Raw genomic sequence first — 17,612 nt, 5'->3', positions numbered from 1 at the left:
AACTATAATCTTTGAAAGAGGTGGGGCATACATATAACAAAAAAGGGATTGTTTAAGAAAGGGGGATAAGAAATGGTCTTGTTTGGTTATCCACTTGAAACAATTTATTTATATGGATTTATTATTGCTACTATACTCACTGTTATTTATATCTTCTTTGGAGATATATTTGAATCGATATTTAGTTTTGGGGGCGGATCTGTATCCGTTGTTACTTTATTACTTAGTTTCTTCGCCATGTTATGTGGGCTTAGTTATATAGGAGAATATTTGTTTTCCTTTAATAGTATTACTATTTTTGGGGCTGCATTTGCTATATCTTTTATCGGTGTTTTCATCATGAAAATACTAATTTTAAAACCGATTGCAGAAGCAGAGCAAAATACCGTACAACGTATGGATGAATTTATCGGTTGCAAAGGAGAAGTCATTACGACAATTCCTACAGAAGGATTTGGAGAAGTACTAATCTCCTCTCAATTTGGAAGTAATGCAATCCCAGCTAAAACAATTGGGAAAAAAGATATTTCACAAGGAACTGAAGTTATTATCGAGGGAGTCCAAGATGGTGTTTTACTTGTACAAAACATCGCTTATTCTTTAAAAAAACCAAAATTATAAGGGGGAATTTACATGACGATTCCATTAATTATCGGTGGAGTTTTACTCGCAATTTTAATTCTACTCATTTTAGTATTCATTACGAAGTATCGTACGGTTGGTCCAGATGAAGCGTTAATTGTTACAGGGAACTGGCTTGGTGGAGGAAAGAATGTTGTTACCACTGATGATGGAAAGAAGATTAAGATTATCCGCGGGGGCGGTACTTTCGTAGTTCCAATTATGCAAAGAGCAGAACCTTTAAGCCTATTAAACTACAAATTAGAAGTTGGTACACGTGATACGTATACGAAGCAAGGTGTTCCAGTTACAGTAAATGGTGTTTCTATTATTAAAGTAGGTTCTACAATTGAAGAAGTATCTACTGCAGCTGAGCAATATTTAGGAAAAGAAACAGAAGAGTTAAAAGTAGAAGCAAAAGAGGTTTTAGAAGGTCACTTACGTGCAATCTTATCTTCTATGACAGTAGAGGATGCGTATAGTAATAGAGAGCAATTTGCTCAAAAGGTACATGAAGTAGCTTCTACAGATTTAAAGAAGATGGGACTTCGCATTGTTTCTTTCACAATTAAAGAAATAATGGATAAAAACGGATACTTAGATGCGCTTGGTCAGCCGCAAATTGCGACCGTTAAGCGTGATGCAACAATTGCGAACGCAGAGCGTGAAAAAGAAGCACGTATTGAAAAAGCACGTGCTGAAAAAGAGGCAAAAGAAGCAGAATATCAACGTGATGCACAAATCGCTGAAGCTGAAAAACATAAAGAATTAAAAGTACAGTCCTATAAGAGGGAACAAGAGCAAGCCCGTGCAGATGCGGATCTTTCTTACGAATTACAACAAGCGAAAGCACAACAAGGTGTTACAGAAGAGCAAATGCGCGTTAAAATCATTGAGCGTGAAAAGCAAATCGAGTTAGAAGAAAAAGAGATTGCGCGTCGTGAAAAGCAATATGATGCAGAAGTTAAGAAAAAAGCAGATGCAGATCGCTATGCTGTTGAGCAATCAGCGGAAGCAGAAAAAGTAAAACAAATTAAAAAGGCAGATGCGGATCAATATAAGATTGAAGCTGAAGCGAGAGCTCGTGCGGAAGAAGTACGTGTAGAAGGTTTAGCGAAGGCGGAAATCGAAAAAGCGCAAGGTCAAGCGAAAGCGGAAGTACAAAAAGCACAAGGTACGGCGGAAGCAGATGTTATTAGATTAAAAGGTTTAGCAGAAGCAGAAGCGAAGCAAAAAATTGCAGAGGCATTTGAGTTATATGGCCAAGCGGCAATTATGGATATGGTTCTTAAAATGCTTCCAAGTTATGCGAAGGAAGTTGCAAGTCCGCTTAGTAACATTGATAAAATTACAGTTGTTGATACAGGCGGCGGTGGTAAAAATAGCGGCGCCGGAAAAGTTGCGGGTTATGCAACTGATTTAATGGCAACGATGCAAGAAACGTTAAAAGCTTCTTCTGGAATTGACTTAAAAGAGCTATTAGAAGGATTTGCTGGAAAAGGAGCGGTACAACAATTATCAAGTGATAAACCTGTTGTATCTGTAGTAGAAGATGAGAAAAAAGAAGTAGAAAAAGATAAAGAATAGTAAGGTGGAAAGAACCTCTAGTAAGTGAAATACTGGAGGTTCTTCTGTGAATTATAATATTTTGAATAATATACATTTTTATATATTGTTTTAATTATTTAATTTATATAGAATGAAAAAGGTATGTATTAACTCTTTAATAGAAAAAGAGACAAAGAGTTAATACAATTAATCGTGTAATTTATATAAATAAATTAAATGTGAGATAATTACATTTAAAACGGTATGGAGGGGTAGAAATATGTTTCAAGGGAAATTAAGGAGTAGTAGTTTAAAAACAAAGTTACTTGTGTCATTTGTTATCATTTTAATTCTTCCAAGTATTGTAATTGGTTGGACGTCTTATCAACAAGCAAAGACAAATTTTAATGAAACAATTTTACAATCAGCGGAAGATAACGTAAAGATTTTAAATAATGTTATTAACAAGGAGATAGACAGTAAAAAGGTAGACGCAGTATATTTTACAAAGTTATTTAATGGAGTAAGTTACGGAACTGATCAGCTCCAAAATGTGCAAAATAAATTAGAAGAATATAATAAATTACATCCAGAAATAGAAGCAGTTTATACGGGATCTAGTACGGGACAATTTATTCAATCACCGTCTATTCAAATGCCAGATGGGTATAATCCTACCGAAAGAGATTGGTATAAAGAAGCAGCGAAAAAAAGCGGAGAAGTGGTTATCACAGCCCCATATAAGTCAAGTACAACAGGGAATATTGTTATTACAATAGCAAAACAAAATGAGGATAAAAGTGGTGTTCTCGGTATTGATTTAATTATTAATGATATTGTAAATACTTCAAAAATGGTCAATATCGGCAAAAAAGGATATGTAGCAATCTTTGACCAATCTAAAAATGTAATAGCGCATCCGACGATGAAGCCAGGTGACAAGGTAGAAGAAAAAGTGGAGAAGGAATTGTATAAACAAGAAACAGGTGATTTTAAATTCAAACTTGATGGTGATGATCGCAATATTACCTTTATAACAAATAAGCAGACTGGATGGAAAATAGCAGGAATTATGCCTTCAAAAGAAATTATCGAAGCAGCTAACCCTATTTTCTATAAAACAATAACTGTTATTGGTATTTCATTAGTAATTGGTGGGATTTTAATTTACTTCATAATTGCTTCTATTATTAGTCCGTTAAAACAACTTGTTATCTCATCGAAAAAGATTAGTGAAGGCGATTTAACAGAGTCAATTACAGTTCATTCTAAAGATGAAATTGGGCAGCTAGGAGAAAGTTTTAACGAGATGGCTGCATCGTTACAAAGTGTCATTTCCAATATAAACACTTCAGCAAGTCATGTAGCGGCATCTTCAGAAGAATTAACAGCTAGTATGAAGCAGACAAGCGAAGCAACGGAACAAATTACACAGGCGATAGAGCAAGTATCAAGTGGTGCAGAAATACAAACGAAAGAAGTTGAAGAAGGAGCAACATTGTTAGAAGAAGTTACAGAAGGAATTCAGCGTGTTGCAGATAGTTCTTCATTAGTATCTACAGCCTCTATGTATACGAAGAAAAAAGCTGAAAATGGTGGGAAGTTAGTTGAACAAACTGTGAATCAAATGCAATTAATTCATGAGTCTGTTTCACAGTCAGACAAAATCATTGGTTTGTTAGACGATAAGTCGAAACAAATTGGAGCAATCCTTGAAGTGATTCAACATATTGCAGAACAGACAAATTTATTAGCGTTAAATGCGGCAATTGAGGCTGCGAGAGCTGGAGAGCAAGGAAGAGGATTTGCAATTGTAGCAGATGAAGTGCGAAAGCTAGCAGAACAATCAGGACAGTCTTCTACGGAAATTGGGAAACTAGTGAAAGAGATTCAATTTGATATAAAAGAAACAGTAAGCTCTATGAATCAAGTTGGAGCAGAAGTACAATCAGGACTTGTAGTTGCAAATGAAACGAAGCAAAGCTTTGCCGAAATATTGAAGTCTACAAATGATACAGTTTTACAAATTGATAACATGGTAGATGTAGCAAAACAAATGACGGTAGATGCAAAACAAGTAAGTGCATCTATTAATGAAATTGCAGCTACAATTGAAGAAAATGCAGCAAGCGTTCAAAATATTGCTGGTTCCTCAGAAGAACAATTAGCTTCAGTAGATGAAATAAATGCAGCAGCAGTCCATTTATCACAAATGGCAGAAGAATTACAAGAGATGATTAGTAAGTTTAAAGTGTAATAACGAATGTTAAGAAACGAGGTAGTAATTTTACTTCGTTTCTTTTTTTATGAAGAGAAAAAGAAAGAAATATAGAGTAACCGTGTTATGATTAAGTATAATTAAAGAGACTGTATATTCTTTAAATTCTATCTTTAATCATGTTAGGGGAATGGTTTTGAAGTTAAAAAAATTAAAACTCCAACCGAGAATTACATTAACTATTAGTACACTTATTTTAGTTGTACTTATGCTAACGAGTTATTTATTTTATTACATATTATCTGAAACGGTAGAAGAGCAAATTGGCAAAAGGGCTTTACATGTTGCGAAAACAGTTGCTGCTATACCTGAAATAAAGGAAGCTTTTCAAAAAGAAAACCCAGCTTCTATTATTCAGCCGATTGCAGAAAGAATTCGAATGGATACAGAGGCTGACTTCATTGTAGTTGGAAATAAAGAGGGGATTCGATATGCACATCCTGAGCGAGATAAAATAGGAGAAGCGATGATTGGTGGAGATAACAAAGGCGTTTTATTAGAAGGAAAATCATATGTTTCGAAAGCAACTGGATCATTAGGCCCTTCATTACGCGGAAAAGTTCCAATCCGTAATCAGGAAAATGAAATCATTGGTGTTGTGTCTGTTGGATTTTCAATGGATGATATTCATGGAGCGGTAGAAGTGTATGGAAAGCGTGTATTTTGGATTACAATAATAGGGCTATTAATTGGAGTAATCGGCTCTATATATTTAGCGGCAAGTATAAAAAGAATGATGTTCGGTATGGAACCAGAAGAAATTTCATCTTTATATGAAGAGCATAGTACAGTGATTCAATCTGTACGTGAAGGAATTATTGTAATCGATAAAAATGGCATGATTAGTTTAGTCAATCAAGCAGCCTATGATATTCTTTCGCTAGATAAACAACAAAATATTATTGGGGAATTTATTTTAAATGTAATTCCTAATTCAACGATACTAGATGTACTTCAAACTGGTGAAGAACAGTTTGATCGCCAATTAAATATAAAAGGACAGGCTGTTATTGCGAACCGTCTACCTATTAAAGTAAAGAATAAAGTAACTGGCGTTGTATCGAGCTTACGTTTGAAATCTGAAATGGATCAGTTAACAGCAGAATTATCTCAGACGAAGCAATATACAGAGGCATTACGAGCGCAAGCGCACGAATATAACAATTTATTGTATACGCTTTCAGGTCTTATCCAATTAGAATCATACGAAGATGCTTTAGAGCTTATTCATAAGGAAACAGCGGTATATCAAGATTTTGTTCAATTTATTATGAAGCGGATTCAAAATCCATGGCTAGGTGGAATTTTAATTGGATTTTATAATAGAGCACGAGAGTTGAAGATTGATTTTATGCTAGATAGAGAAAGTGGTTTAGACAAATTAAGTCCACATATTGAGAGTAATTATGTCGTTTCTATTTTAGGAAATTTAATTACGAATGCATTTGAAGCAATTGAAAAAAATGAAGAGAATGATAAGAAAGTAAGGATGTTTGTAACTGATATTGGAGAAGAAATATTAATTGAAGTGGAAGATTCAGGGCAAGGGATTCATGATGAAATAATTACTAGCATATTCTATAAAGGCTTTTCGACGAAAGAAGGAGGAGAGCGAGGATATGGATTAGCAAAAGTGAAAGAGTTAGTAGAAGATTTAAATGGAAGTATTGCAATCGAAAAAGGGGATTTAGGTGGTGCGTTATTTATTATTGCACTACCGAAAGAGAGAGGCGAATAGTAATGGGTGAGGAGATTGAAGTATTAATTGTAGAAGATGATATTCGGATTGCGGACATTCATCGTCGTTTTACTGAAAAAATTGAGGGATTTAAAGTAATTGGAACGGCAACGACTGGAGAACAAGCGAAAGAATGGCTAGAGCTTGTGAAGCCACAGCTTGTTTTATTAGATGTGTACTTACCTGATATGCAAGGAACGGAACTTGTCACATATATTAGGAATCATTTGCACGATACAGATATTATTATGATTACAGCAGCATCGGAAGCAGATGTAGTGAGGCACGCCCTGCGGGGCGGAGTAACAGATTATATCGTAAAGCCACTAATGTTTGACCGATTTAAAGCAAGTCTGGAAGGCTATCAAAAAAAGATTATACAGTTAAAGAAAAACAATCAATTATCTACGGAACAAATTGAATATTTATGGTCTCAAAGAGGCGTGAAGGGAAATGAAATGGAATATGCCCCGAAAGGGATAGATCCTTTAACTTTAGCGAAAATAAAAAAGCATATGTTAACAGTTAATGAAGAAGGGATTACAGCAGAGGTACTAAGTTCAATGGTAGGCGTAAGCCGATCAACTGCAAGGCGCTATTTAGAGTATTTGATATCTGGGAAGAAAGTTCATGCAGAGCTAATATATGGGAGTGTGGGGAGACCGGAGAGACGGTATTTTCTTGCTTCTTTATAATAAAAAACAGTAGAGGATTTTATTTCTTCTACTGTTTTTTTGCGTCTTATATTGGAATAATCCCAATTGCAATTCCAGTAATCAACATTACCATTGTCGTTCCAACGGCCCATAATAAAGTGAAGCGTTGATGTTCACCGAAATCAACTTTGGCCATTCCGACCAATAAATAAGTGGAAGCGACAAGAGGACTTAATAAGTGAACGGGTTGCCCAAGTAAGGAAGCACGTCCCATTTCAGCTGCACTAATTCCGTAAGTAGCAGCAGCCTTAGTTAAAATAGGTAATACCCCAAAGTAAAATGCATCATTGGACATGAAAAATGTGAATGGCATACTGAGAAGAGCTGTAATAATTGGCAATTGTGGTCCAAGTGCATCTGGTATAAGAGTTACTACACTGTTAGCCATTGCATCTACCATCTTTGTTCCAGATAAAATACCAGTGAAAATACCGGCAGCAAATACGAGAGAAACAACTGCTAATACATTCCCTGCATGAGAAGCAATACGTTCTTTCTGTTGTTCTAAGTTTGGATAGTTAATCATAATAGCAATAGCAAAAGCGACTGTAAATAAAACAGGTAACGGCATAACTTCTAGTATGAGACAGACAAGTAATGTAGCGGTTAATAAAAAGTTAATCCATAGAAGTTTAGGACGTTTATGCACTGCGGCTTCGACAGTTGCAGCTTGCTCATCCATTGTTTGCATTTGTTTTAAATACTGTACATCCATAATTCCTAAACGTTTTCTTTCTTTTTTTCCAAGATAGTAAGCAACGAAAACAACCCAAATTGCACCAGCAATCATTCCTGGAATAAGAGGTGTAAATAATTCAGAAGCCTCAAGTCCAAGTGCGCTCATAACACGAGCTGTGGGTCCACCCCAAGGTGTAAGATTTGTTACCCCCGCCCCTAACATAACAACTCCAGCTAATATGAGGGGGTTCATTCCAAGGCGCTTATATAGTGGATACATTGCGGAAACTGTAATCATGTATGTTGTTGTACCGTCACCATCTAGAGAAACGATAATAGTCAATATAGCCGTTCCGACAACGATTTTTAAAGGATCTCCTTTTACAAATTTTAAAATCTTACTAATGACAGGATCGAATAAACCGCTATCAATCATAATCCCAAAATATAAAATAGCGAACATAAGCATAATACCAGTAGGTGCTAATTTTTGAATTCCCTCTAACATCATAGGCCCCATATTGGCATAGAATCCGCCAATTAATGCAAAAACACTCGGAATTAATATTAATGCTACTAGCGCTGACATACGTTTCGTCATAATTAAAAACATAAAGACAAATACCATCGCAAATCCAAGTAGTGCTAACATGTAATTTCCCCCTCAAAAGAATGATTGCGCTTTCAAAATAGAATAAAAATTCAGAAAAAGGTTTTTTATTTATAATAAAAGCATCTATTCAAATGGTAAATAATTTGAAAAATAACATCATTAGAAGCATAATTTTTATTTTGTTCATTTTGTTCATGGTAGTTAATTTGAATTTTTAAAAAGTAAGCTGCTCCTCGTAAGAATGGTAGAATAAGATGAAAATAGTGAAGTGTGAAATAGGGAGTAGATGTTATATGAAAACGAGAATTGAAGAGATTTATAGCTCTTATGAAGGAAAAGTAGAGGAGGTTTTTATTAATGAATCTTCTTACGTATATGAATGGGAGAAATTACTGATGATCCGAAAAAATGACGGTGAGCTTAAAAAAATTGCAGTCGGGATTAGTGGAAATATAAGATTGGTAAATGTAGAAGTTGGACAGGAAATTAGTGAGGATACATTATTAGTTAAATTAGAAGATGATTTATTAATTACAGGTTGTGAGTGATGAGAGATGTGTAGAAATAACTACACATCTTTTTTTGTTTCCTATATTACAAAAAGCACATTGTTTTTTCACAAATCTCACACAACCTTTTGGTATTCTTTTCGTGGAGTATACGGTTTCTAGGGAGGAATATTGATGAAAGTAAAATATGTCGTACTTGCTATATGTTTATGTTTCGTATTTACGGTAGTCGGGTGTGGGAAAAAGGAAACAGCAGCTGTTGCTATTGATGAGAAACATGATAAATGTGATATTTGTCAAATTGGGGTAACAGATAATCAATTTGCAACAGAAATTATTTTAGAAAATGGAAAAGCGTTAAAGTTTGATGATATCGGTTGTATGTATAAATGGATGGAGATCAACTCAGGTGAAAAGACGAAAGAGAAATTTGTTCGAGATTATGATTCGAAAGATTGGATTTCGTTAGAAGACGCTACTTACGTATATGATAAAACAATAACGACACCGATGGCTTATAATGTCATTTCATTTAAAAATAAAAAAGATGCAGAGAGCTTTGTATCTAACTATAAGGGGAAAGTTCTTTCATATAAAGAGCTAGCAGAGCATAAATGGGAAATGAATAAAGAGATGATGGGGAAACCGAAAGCAGGAAATCATGGTGGACATCATTAATAATAGAAAAAGACAACTATATAGTTGTCTTTTTCTATTATTACTCAGGTGCAAATATAGAAAAGGTGTAAAATTTTTAGAAGAACGGTTACAATGGAATATAGTAACCTAAAGCAATCATTTATCCCGCATTAACGGGCAATAAGATCCCCACCTCAAAATTTAGTGAAAGCAAAGAAGTTAGGTGGAGTCGGGCTGCCCGTAAAAGCCCGATTGGTGTGGGCTAATAATTAGTGGTGGATGAACAAAACCCCCACTAATTAAAGTTTCACTTTATGTACTTTTTAGAAATGTATACAAATGTGGTAAAAACGTGCTAAACTAATTGCTTCATAATGTTAATGATGGGGCCATCAGGCGTATCATTTCAATAGGTTGAGAAACATAGTATAAGCTTAAGATAATCCGATTAAAGAAGGAATATAAAGGGCTTATGGATAAATGTACTCAAGAAGAGTTATTGTATGTGATGGAGGAATGGTTAAGAAAACATTATCTTTCATAGGAGCTGTAGTTGTGAGAAAACAAAAAATTTTATTATGTATTTTATTAGGACTTTTAATGACGGTAGTGGCTTGCGATAAGCAAGAAGAACCAGAATCGAAACCGGTTCATGTGAAAAATGAAAAGAAAAAAGAGAAGCATAAAGAACAGGAAGAATCTAAAGAAGAGAAAAGTATAAATTTAATGGACAAACAGTTGTTACTTTCAGCTACCCTTGGAGACACAGAGACAGCTATGAAGTTGATTCAGGATGGAGCGAATATAAACGTAGAAGGTGACAACGGAGAAACGCCTGTCCTTGCAGCGACGTACCAAAATCATGTAGAGACAGTTAAAGCATTAATTGGTGCAGGTGCTAATATTGAAATTAAAGATGAGAAAAAAAGTAATCCACTTCTTTATGCAAGTAGAGAAGGATATACGGATATTGTAAAAGTATTAATTAATGCAGGAGTTAATACGAAAGAAACGACTAGGTCAGGTGGGACAGCACTTATTTCTGCATCTGAGCGTGGCCATGTAGAGGTTGTTAAAGAATTATTAGAGCATACAGATATTGATGTGAATTATACAAATGAACGTGGTGGAACAGCGTTATTAGAAGCAATTGTATTAGGAAATGGTAGTGAAAACCATAAGAAAGTAATTCAATTGCTTATTGATCACGGTGCAGATGTAAACATGGCTAACAAGGAACATCTGACGCCACTGCAATACGCTGAAAAAAGAGGTTTTAAAGATATTGTAAATATGTTGAGGGTAGCTGGAGCGAATGAAGTAGTACAGCCACAACAACCAGTAGAGTAAAAAACGGAAAATAATCCCATTTAGATAGACAGAATGAAGAAATCAGTTAGTATGATGGATTCAGTAATGTGTATTTGAATGGGATTTTTATTTTGAACATGAAAAATAGATTATGAATGGATGGTATATGGAGTAAATAAGGAGGATAAAAATGAGGCTCTCAAAACTTGATTTAATAGTAATTCAGGCAGAGGTTTTATTTGTTCATAATCAAGTAGGAAAAATGAAATATGTAAATGAACAAGGAAATCCGAAAGCACCACGTTTTTTTCTTGGCAGAACTCGTGAAGGGAGTATAACGAGATATCATTGTAATGTGGACGATGAAACGGTAAGTAAGATTGAGAAGTTAATTCGAGAACCTTCAAAGCATATAGAGATAGCAAAGATTATTAATATATTAAATGAAGAAAGAACAGTGGAAAATATTTGGATGGGTCCTGCTTTCATGTTTCATAGTAATTTACATAAGCCGACTAGAACAATACAAATAACTGAGAAGAATAGAGAGCTTTTGCGAGAAAATTTTCCTAATCTAATAGAACAGATGGAATGGAGGAAACCTTATTTTGCAATTGTAAAAAATGAAAAGGTAGTTTCCGTTTGTTGCAGTGCCAGAAGTACGCCTGTAGCTGCTGAGGCAAGTGTGGAAACTTTAGCGGAATTTCAAGGGAATGGATATGGTACTGATGTTGTTACAGCCTGGGCCTTATCAATACAAGAGGAAAAGCGCATTCCACTTTATAGTACTGCTTGGGATAACTTTGCTTCGCAAGCAGTGGCAAGCAAACTAAAACTTATTAACTATGGAATGAATTTACATATTGATTGAATTTTAAGTATTGTTTCGTTCTATTCGTTTGTATTCAGATATATGGATTAATGTAAATAGTGATATGGTGAATATTAACATTCGGTTAACACCTAATTAACAATCTATCAAAACTGACTTAATAAATGCGTAATATAGTAAAGGTAACAAAATAAATAGGGTAGAGAACAGTTGAGAACACCCACTTACATATAATGTGCCACTTTCTTAGGTGTGCTCTATTCCCTAGAGTTCAAATAAGGAGAAAGGCGTTCTATGTAAGTAGGTGTTTTTAGTTTGGATAAAAATAGAACAGTTAGGTGGAAAAAATGTTTAAAGAACCTTATATTGCGATGATAAAGGATTGGAAAGGATACAAAGCATACAAAAAATTGCCGAAAACAGTTTTTCTTATGACTGGTTCAATGCTGGAATTACCAGAGCGTGTATATGAATTGCAGAAACATGGACATGATGTATTTCTTCATTGTGATTTTATACAAGGCTTAAATACGAATACAGAGGAAGCGCTTTTGTATATTCAAGATGTTATCGGGGCACAAGGTATTATTTCAACAAAGGGTTCAACAATTCGAAATGCTAATAAAATTGGATTGAAAACAATTCAACGTATTTTTATTGTAGATACTTTATCCCTTACTAAATCAATTGAAAATTGTAAAACGACTAAACCAAATGCAGTAGAGATTATGCCTTCTATAATTAAACAGCTAGTAGAGGAAATAGAGTTTCCTATTATTGCAGGTGGGCTGATTCAAACGCGAGAAGATGCGGAAATTGCAATTCATGCAGGAGCAAGTGCGATTTCAACAAGTCATTATGAAGTATGGATACAAGAAGAAAAAAGGAGTGCAACCTTGTGATTGAATTGAAAAATGTTTCAAAGGTATATAAAAATGCAGAAGAGACAGCGATTAAAGGCGTATCGGTTCATATTAAGAAGGGTGAATTTTTTGTTTTAGTTGGACCTTCGGGATGCGGGAAAAGCACATTATTACGAATGATCGCTGGCTTAGAAGAGATTTCTTCAGGAGATTTAATTATTAATGAACGTGTTGCAAATGATCTAGAGCCGAAAGACCGTAATCTATCAATGGTATTTCAAAATTATGCATTATATCCACACTTATCTGTAGAAGAAAATATTTTATTTGGACTTAAGGTAAGAAAAGTACAAAAAGAAGAGCGACAAAAGCGATTAATGGAAGCTATTGAAATGGTAGGACTGAAAGAGTATGTGAAAATGAAACCAGGCCAATTATCAGGCGGACAAAGACAGCGTGTTGCACTTGCCAGGGCAATTGTGAGTCAAGCACCAATCTGTTTAATGGATGAACCACTTTCGAATTTGGATGCGAAATTACGTGCGCAAATGAGAATTGAAATTAGAGAAATTCAGCAGCGATTAGGAATTACGATGATTTACGTTACCCACGATCAAATAGAAGCGATGACTATGGGAGATCGTATCATGGTTTTAAATAAAGGAAGTATACAGCAAGTTGGAACACCACTTGACATATATAACGAACCAGCAAACGAATTTGTTGCAAGCTTTATAGGTTCTCCTTCTATGAATATAAATGATGGGGAAGTAAATAAAGAAAAAGGTGTATTACATATAGGGCAATTGCAAATTCCATTATCTATTAGACAGTTAAAGCAATTACCAGAAGGAACAATTCGCATAGGCATGCGTCCTGAGCATATTGCACTGTCTGAGGAGGGACAAGAAGTGACGTTGCAATCTGTAGAAGTATTAGGGAATGAATCTATATTGAACTTTGCGGTAAATGGAACAACTTGGAGTGCGAAAGTCATCGGACAGTTACTCTTGAACAAAGGTGACAAAGTAAAATTATTATTCTCGCAAGAAAAGTTATGCTTCTTTAATGAAAACACGAATGAACGCTTAAAAGTGGTAGCTGAAGAAGAGTTGAAAGTGGTGGCGAAATAATGATCGAAGTAAGTAAGTTACCAGTTCAAACAAAGGTGTCAAAAAAGAAAAAATTATGGGGGAGAACGAAAGATTTAAGAATAGGATTATTGTTTTTGGCGCCATCTATTTTGTTATTTTCGATTTTTTTGTTCTATCCATTGTTTAGGACAATTTACTATAGCTTTTATTTAACCGATATACATGGGGAAGCTAATCTTTTCGTTGGCTTAGAAAATTATCAATACTTATTCTCTGATCCAGCCTTCTACAAAAGTATAAAATCAACTTTATTATTTGTTTTATATACAGTGCCTACGAGTATTATATTTGCTTTGTTTCTTGCATTGATTGCAAATGGAAAAGTAAGAGGTATTGGGTTATTCCGAGTTCTGTTTTCTTCGACGATGGGAATATCAGTAGCTGCTAGTGCAGTGATTTGGCTATTTTTATTTCATCCAAGTGTAGGATTATTTAATAATATATTAGCCTCTATGAACCTTCCTGCAATCGCATGGTTAACGAGTCCGGACTGGGCACTATTCTCTGTATCAGTTACAACAGTTTGGGTGAATACAGGTTTTGCATTTTTAGTTATATTAGGTGGTTTACAAAATATCGATACGTCGTTATATGAGAGTGCATCTATAGATGGTGCTAGTTATTTATATAAACTTCGCCGTGTTACATTACCGATGCTATCACCAACTTTATTCTTTATTGTAACAGTAACATTAATTAGTGCGTTCCAAAGCTTTGGACAAATTGATATTTTAACGCACGGTGGACCAAATGATGCAACGAATTTGATTGTGTACTCGATTTACAAAGAGGCGTTTGTGAATCATCAATTTGGAACAGCAAGTGCACAAGCAATGGTATTATTTGTTTTCATTTTTCTTGCTACATTACTTCAATTTAAGTTTGCTGAGAGAAAGGTGCATTATAAATGATTGTTAAACAGTGGAAACAAAATTTCCTATTATACATGCTGCTCATTATTAGTGCAGTAATGGTATTTTTTCCTGTACTGTATGCATTTTTAATAAGTTTTATGACACCAGACGATATTCAAATGAGAAGGTTATTTCCGACCCAGTTTACTTTTGATAATTTCATTAATATTTTTCAAAAAGTACCACTTTTTACATACTTATATAACAGTTTAATTGTATCGACAGTCGTTATGATTGGACAACTTATCGTATCAAGTTTAGCAGCTTATGCTTTTGTTTTTCTTCAGTTTAAAGGGAGAAACTTAATTTTCTTCCTGTTTATTTCAACGATGCTGATTCCGTGGGAAGCAACGATGGTGCCTAACTTTTTAACGATTCAAAACTTTGGCTGGATCAATAGTTTCGCCGGGATGACAGTGCCGTTTTTTGCAACAGCTTTCGGTATTTTCTTGTTACGTCAACATTTTATGACACTTCCGAATGAACTAAAAGAAGCTGCGTTTATTGAAGGGATTGGAAATATAAGATTTCTATTCAGCGTTGTAATTCCGTATTGTAAAACGAGTTTTATTACGCTTGGAGTATATAGCTTTTTAACAACATGGAATATGTATTTATGGCCACTTTTAGTGACCACTGATGAAAAAGTAAGAACAGTGCAAATCGGTGTGAAGCAGCTTCAGTCTCAAGAAGTTGCAACTGATTGGGGAAGCGTAATGGCCGGTGTTACGGTTATCGTTATTCCAACATTGATTTTACTATTTTTAGGGCAAAAGCAATTACAACAAGGATTAACAAAAGGTGCAATTAAATAACTAAGAGAAGGTGAGATTTAAATGAGTCTAGTTAAAAAAGGTGCTGCTCTATTAATGGCAGCAACAATGGCATTATCTAGTGCCGCTTGTTCAAATAGTAAAACAGAAGGAAAACCTGAAGCACAGGCAAAAGTAGCACCAGTTGAAAAAAATGGTGATAAAACTGTAATTCGCTTCTGGCATGCGATGGGTGGAAAAACACAAGGAGTACTAGATGGTCTTGTTGCAGACTATAATAAGTCACAAAATAAATATGAGATAAAGGCAGAGTTCCAAGGAACATATGAAGAGTCTTTAACGAAATTTAGAACGATGTCTGCAACGAAAGAAGCGCCAGCTCTAGTTCAATCGAGTGAAATTACAACGAAATATATGATTGATAGTAAAAAAATCACACCAATTGATAGCTGGATAAAAAAAGATAAGTACGATACGTCAAAATTAGAAAAAGCAATTACAAATTATTATTCAGTTGATGGAAAAATGTATTCTATGCCATTTAATTCATCTACACCAGTATTAATTTATAATAAAGATGCTTTCGCAAAGGCGGGCTTAGATCCAGAGAAAGCTCCGAAAACATATGCGGAATTACAAGAAGCAGCGAAAAAGTTAACGATTAAAGAAGGCGGAAATGTAAAACAATATGGATTCTCCATGCTTAACTACGGTTGGTTCTTTGAAGAATTGTTAGCGACACAAGGTGCTTTATATGTAGATAACGAAAACGGCCGTAAGGATGCTGCAAAAAAGGCGGTATTTAACGGTAAAGAAGGACAGAAAGTATTTGGAATGTTAGATGATTTAAATAAAGCTGGCGCACTTGGAAAGTATGGAGCAAGTTGGGATGATATTCGTGCCGCGTTCCAGTCTGGACAAGTTGCTATGTATTTAGATTCTTCAGCAGGTGTTCGTGATTTAATTGATGCATCTAAGTTTAATGTAGGTGTTTCATATATTCCGTATCCAGAGGATTCGAAACAAAATGGTGTTGTTATTGGTGGAGCATCATTATGGATGACGAATATGGTTTCAGAAGAAACGCAACAAGGTGCTTGGGACTTTATGAAATATTTAACGAAGCCAGACGTACAAGCAAAATGGCATACTGCAACAGGCTATTTCTCAATTAATCCAGATGCATATAATGAGCCATTAGTAAAAGAGCAATATGAAAAATACCCACAGTTGAAAGTAACAGTAGATCAACTGCAAGCAACGAAGCAATCTCCAGCAACACAAGGTGCTTTAATTAGTGTATTCCCAGAATCAAGAGATGCAGTTGTAAAAGCATTAGAAGCGATGTATGACGGGAAGAATAGTAAAGAAGCGTTAGATGAAGCTGCCAAAGCAACAGATAGAGCAATTAGCATTTCAGCTCGTACGAGTCAAAAATAAGAGAAAGCCGTATCCTTAAAAGGGATACGGCTTTCTTTATAGGGAGATAAGGGATCAAAGAAATGATGAAGTCTTATCTCTTTTATATGAGTAAAGGGTCTAGAGTAAATGTTGTCCTTTTCATTATTTATTTAACTCCATTGCGACTTGTTTACCATTTACGAAAACCTCTACTACCGCTACTACAACTTCCATTACTTTTTTCATCTCTCATCTCTCCTTGTTTTTTGTTTCATTTCTTACTTTCAGTATAAGGAAATACAGTAATTACAACTATCGAATTGGATGACAAGAGACTTACATCGTTGTAAGGATAATCATTTTATTTGTAATAAATGTGATTTTAGATTTGAGTTCAGAAATTTCTGCCGTTTTGAACTATAATTAGAAAGAGAGTGGTTTAGAAAGAAGGGGATAATATGAAAAGAATTCTTGTTATTAGTGATATTCATGGAGAGATAAAAAAGTTTGAACAGTTATTGGAAGAAGCTCAATATGATGCGAAACAGGATCAATTAATCTTACTGGGAGATTATGTAGATCGTGGTCCAAATGCGCGTGCTGTAATTGAAAAGGTAAGAGAATTGAAAGAAGAGGGAGCACTCATTTTAAAGGGAAATCATGAAGATATGATGATTAAGGCGTTAACGACAAATGAGGAACATTCATGGAACCATTGGGTAAAAAGAAATGGTGGAGATAAGACATTATATAGCTATGGATTTGTAGAAGAAGATATTGCGGTTAATGAGAAAGACTTCCAAAAACCGATTTTACACTCTCGTGTATTAGAGGAACATATAAAGTTTATTCAAGAATTAGATCATTACATTGAAACAGAAGAGTATATATTTGTACATGCTGGGGTTGAACCGCATGCCCATCAACTTAAAAGTGTTAACTATCCCCAAAAGTAAAAAATGCCATCCTTTCTTTATATTCGTGATAGAATATAAAGAAATTGAATGTTTTTTCTTAATATTAG

The 17,612-nt window shown here is 34.8% G+C and carries 15 protein-coding genes and 2 pseudogenes; 16 read left to right on the top strand and 1 reads right to left on the bottom strand.

Annotation, left to right across the window (positions count from 1 at the left end):
* Window positions 1–72: 72 nt before the first annotated feature.
* The 6 genes and pseudogenes from ACS2CR_RS24190 (at window position 73) to ACS2CR_RS24165 (ending at window position 6,880) form a co-directional block, all read left to right on the top strand.
* Window positions 73–621, top strand: coding sequence for an NfeD family protein (locus ACS2CR_RS24190; protein ID WP_000242446.1), 549 nt, complete (start codon window positions 73–75; stop codon window positions 619–621).
* Window positions 622–633: 12 nt separating this feature from the next.
* A complete protein-coding gene (locus tag ACS2CR_RS24185) occupies window positions 634–2,208 on the top strand; it encodes a flotillin family protein (RefSeq protein WP_000155019.1) in 1,575 nt (524 codons plus the stop codon).
* A 241-nt stretch (window positions 2,209–2,449) separates the two neighbouring features.
* Window positions 2,450–3,484, top strand: a pseudogene (locus ACS2CR_RS24180) (HAMP domain-containing protein); the annotation flags it as partial.
* Complete coding sequence (locus tag ACS2CR_RS24175; RefSeq protein WP_374050066.1) at window positions 3,479–4,426, top strand: methyl-accepting chemotaxis protein; 948 nt, start codon at window positions 3,479–3,481, stop codon at window positions 4,424–4,426. The pseudogene ACS2CR_RS24180 and the gene ACS2CR_RS24175, both read left to right, overlap by 6 nt.
* Before the next feature lie 151 nt (window positions 4,427–4,577).
* Window positions 4,578–6,185: an ATP-binding protein gene (locus ACS2CR_RS24170; protein ID WP_074643197.1), complete on the top strand. Its 1,608-nt coding sequence runs from the start codon at window positions 4,578–4,580 to the stop codon at window positions 6,183–6,185.
* Window positions 6,186–6,187: 2 nt separating this feature from the next.
* Window positions 6,188–6,880 (top strand): response regulator, encoded by a 693-nt coding sequence (locus ACS2CR_RS24165; protein WP_053514394.1) that lies wholly within the window; start codon window positions 6,188–6,190, stop codon window positions 6,878–6,880.
* 46 nt (window positions 6,881–6,926) lie between these two features.
* Here the strand turns inward: ACS2CR_RS24165 and ACS2CR_RS24160 are convergent, their stop codons facing one another.
* On the bottom strand, window positions 6,927–8,231 hold the full coding sequence (locus ACS2CR_RS24160) for a CitMHS family transporter (protein ID WP_053514395.1): 1,305 nt from the start codon (window positions 8,229–8,231) through the stop codon (window positions 6,927–6,929).
* Between the two features lie 254 nt (window positions 8,232–8,485).
* On the opposite strand from ACS2CR_RS24160, the gene ACS2CR_RS24155 reads away from it, so the two are divergent.
* The 10 genes and pseudogenes from ACS2CR_RS24155 to ACS2CR_RS24110 form a co-directional block, all read left to right on the top strand.
* Complete coding sequence (locus ACS2CR_RS24155) at window positions 8,486–8,740, top strand: hypothetical protein (RefSeq protein ID WP_053514396.1); 255 nt, start codon at window positions 8,486–8,488, stop codon at window positions 8,738–8,740.
* Window positions 8,741–8,875: 135 nt separating this feature from the next.
* On the top strand, window positions 8,876–9,379 hold the full coding sequence (locus tag ACS2CR_RS24150) for a nitrous oxide reductase accessory protein NosL (RefSeq protein WP_000865666.1): 504 nt from the start codon (window positions 8,876–8,878) through the stop codon (window positions 9,377–9,379).
* Window positions 9,380–9,820: 441 nt separating this feature from the next.
* The gene (locus ACS2CR_RS24145) at window positions 9,821–10,690 is read left to right on the top strand and encodes an ankyrin repeat domain-containing protein (RefSeq protein WP_000287338.1); all 870 of its coding nucleotides are present in this window, start codon (window positions 9,821–9,823) and stop codon (window positions 10,688–10,690) included.
* A 151-nt stretch (window positions 10,691–10,841) separates the two neighbouring features.
* Entirely contained in the window at window positions 10,842–11,522 is a 681-nt protein-coding gene (locus tag ACS2CR_RS24140) for a GNAT family N-acetyltransferase (protein WP_001239778.1), read from the top strand.
* 308 nt (window positions 11,523–11,830) lie between these two features.
* Window positions 11,831–12,385: a glycerol-3-phosphate responsive antiterminator gene (locus tag ACS2CR_RS24135; RefSeq protein WP_153602793.1), complete on the top strand. Its 555-nt coding sequence runs from the start codon at window positions 11,831–11,833 to the stop codon at window positions 12,383–12,385.
* On the top strand, window positions 12,382–13,479 hold the full coding sequence (locus ACS2CR_RS24130) for an ABC transporter ATP-binding protein (RefSeq protein ID WP_053514397.1): 1,098 nt from the start codon (window positions 12,382–12,384) through the stop codon (window positions 13,477–13,479). The genes ACS2CR_RS24135 and ACS2CR_RS24130 overlap by 4 nt, the downstream gene beginning before the upstream one ends.
* Complete coding sequence (locus ACS2CR_RS24125) at window positions 13,479–14,411, top strand: carbohydrate ABC transporter permease (RefSeq protein WP_000573803.1); 933 nt, start codon at window positions 13,479–13,481, stop codon at window positions 14,409–14,411. Before ACS2CR_RS24130 ends, ACS2CR_RS24125 begins: the two co-directional genes overlap by 1 nt.
* Window positions 14,408–15,229 carry a carbohydrate ABC transporter permease gene (locus ACS2CR_RS24120; RefSeq protein ID WP_000635946.1) on the top strand — a complete coding sequence of 274 codons (822 nt, stop codon included), beginning with the start codon at window positions 14,408–14,410 and terminating at the stop codon, window positions 15,227–15,229. Before ACS2CR_RS24125 ends, ACS2CR_RS24120 begins: the two co-directional genes overlap by 4 nt.
* A gap of 21 nt (window positions 15,230–15,250) precedes the next feature.
* Window positions 15,251–16,627, top strand: a complete 1,377-nt coding sequence (locus ACS2CR_RS24115) for an ABC transporter substrate-binding protein (RefSeq protein ID WP_000060579.1) — start codon at window positions 15,251–15,253, stop codon at window positions 16,625–16,627.
* Between the two features lie 419 nt (window positions 16,628–17,046).
* Window positions 17,047–17,502: pseudogene (locus ACS2CR_RS24110) on the top strand (metallophosphoesterase); the annotation flags it as partial.
* Between the last annotated feature and the right edge of the window lie 110 nt (window positions 17,503–17,612).

The organism is Bacillus cereus group sp. BceL291, assembly GCF_051776705.1.
GTDB classification, from domain to species: Bacteria; Bacillota; Bacilli; order Bacillales; family Bacillaceae_G; genus Bacillus_A; species Bacillus_A cereus.
The sequence above is the reverse complement of the archived record's forward strand: the minus strand, read 5'-3'. Positions and strand labels throughout refer to the sequence as shown.

Bases quoted from the DNA above. Each gene is read 5' to 3' on its own strand.
- ACS2CR_RS24190 (WP_000242446.1), top strand. From the start codon at position 73: ATGGTCTTGTTTGGTTATCCACTTGAAACAATTTATTTATATGGATTT.
- ACS2CR_RS24185 (WP_000155019.1), top strand. From the start codon at position 634: ATGACGATTCCATTAATTATCGGTGGAGTTTTACTCGCAATTTTAATT.
- ACS2CR_RS24175 (WP_374050066.1), top strand. From the start codon at position 3,479: ATGGCTGCATCGTTACAAAGTGTCATTTCCAATATAAACACTTCAGCA.
- ACS2CR_RS24170 (WP_074643197.1), top strand. From the start codon at position 4,578: ATGGTTTTGAAGTTAAAAAAATTAAAACTCCAACCGAGAATTACATTA.
- ACS2CR_RS24165 (WP_053514394.1), top strand. From the start codon at position 6,188: ATGGGTGAGGAGATTGAAGTATTAATTGTAGAAGATGATATTCGGATT.
- ACS2CR_RS24160 (WP_053514395.1), bottom strand. From the start codon at position 8,231: ATGTTAGCACTACTTGGATTTGCGATGGTATTTGTCTTTATGTTTTTA.
- ACS2CR_RS24155 (WP_053514396.1), top strand. From the start codon at position 8,486: ATGAAAACGAGAATTGAAGAGATTTATAGCTCTTATGAAGGAAAAGTA.
- ACS2CR_RS24150 (WP_000865666.1), top strand. From the start codon at position 8,876: ATGAAAGTAAAATATGTCGTACTTGCTATATGTTTATGTTTCGTATTT.
- ACS2CR_RS24145 (WP_000287338.1), top strand. From the start codon at position 9,821: ATGTACTCAAGAAGAGTTATTGTATGTGATGGAGGAATGGTTAAGAAA.
- ACS2CR_RS24140 (WP_001239778.1), top strand. From the start codon at position 10,842: ATGAGGCTCTCAAAACTTGATTTAATAGTAATTCAGGCAGAGGTTTTA.
- ACS2CR_RS24135 (WP_153602793.1), top strand. From the start codon at position 11,831: ATGTTTAAAGAACCTTATATTGCGATGATAAAGGATTGGAAAGGATAC.
- ACS2CR_RS24125 (WP_000573803.1), top strand. From the start codon at position 13,479: ATGATCGAAGTAAGTAAGTTACCAGTTCAAACAAAGGTGTCAAAAAAG.
- ACS2CR_RS24120 (WP_000635946.1), top strand. From the start codon at position 14,408: ATGATTGTTAAACAGTGGAAACAAAATTTCCTATTATACATGCTGCTC.
- ACS2CR_RS24115 (WP_000060579.1), top strand. From the start codon at position 15,251: ATGAGTCTAGTTAAAAAAGGTGCTGCTCTATTAATGGCAGCAACAATG.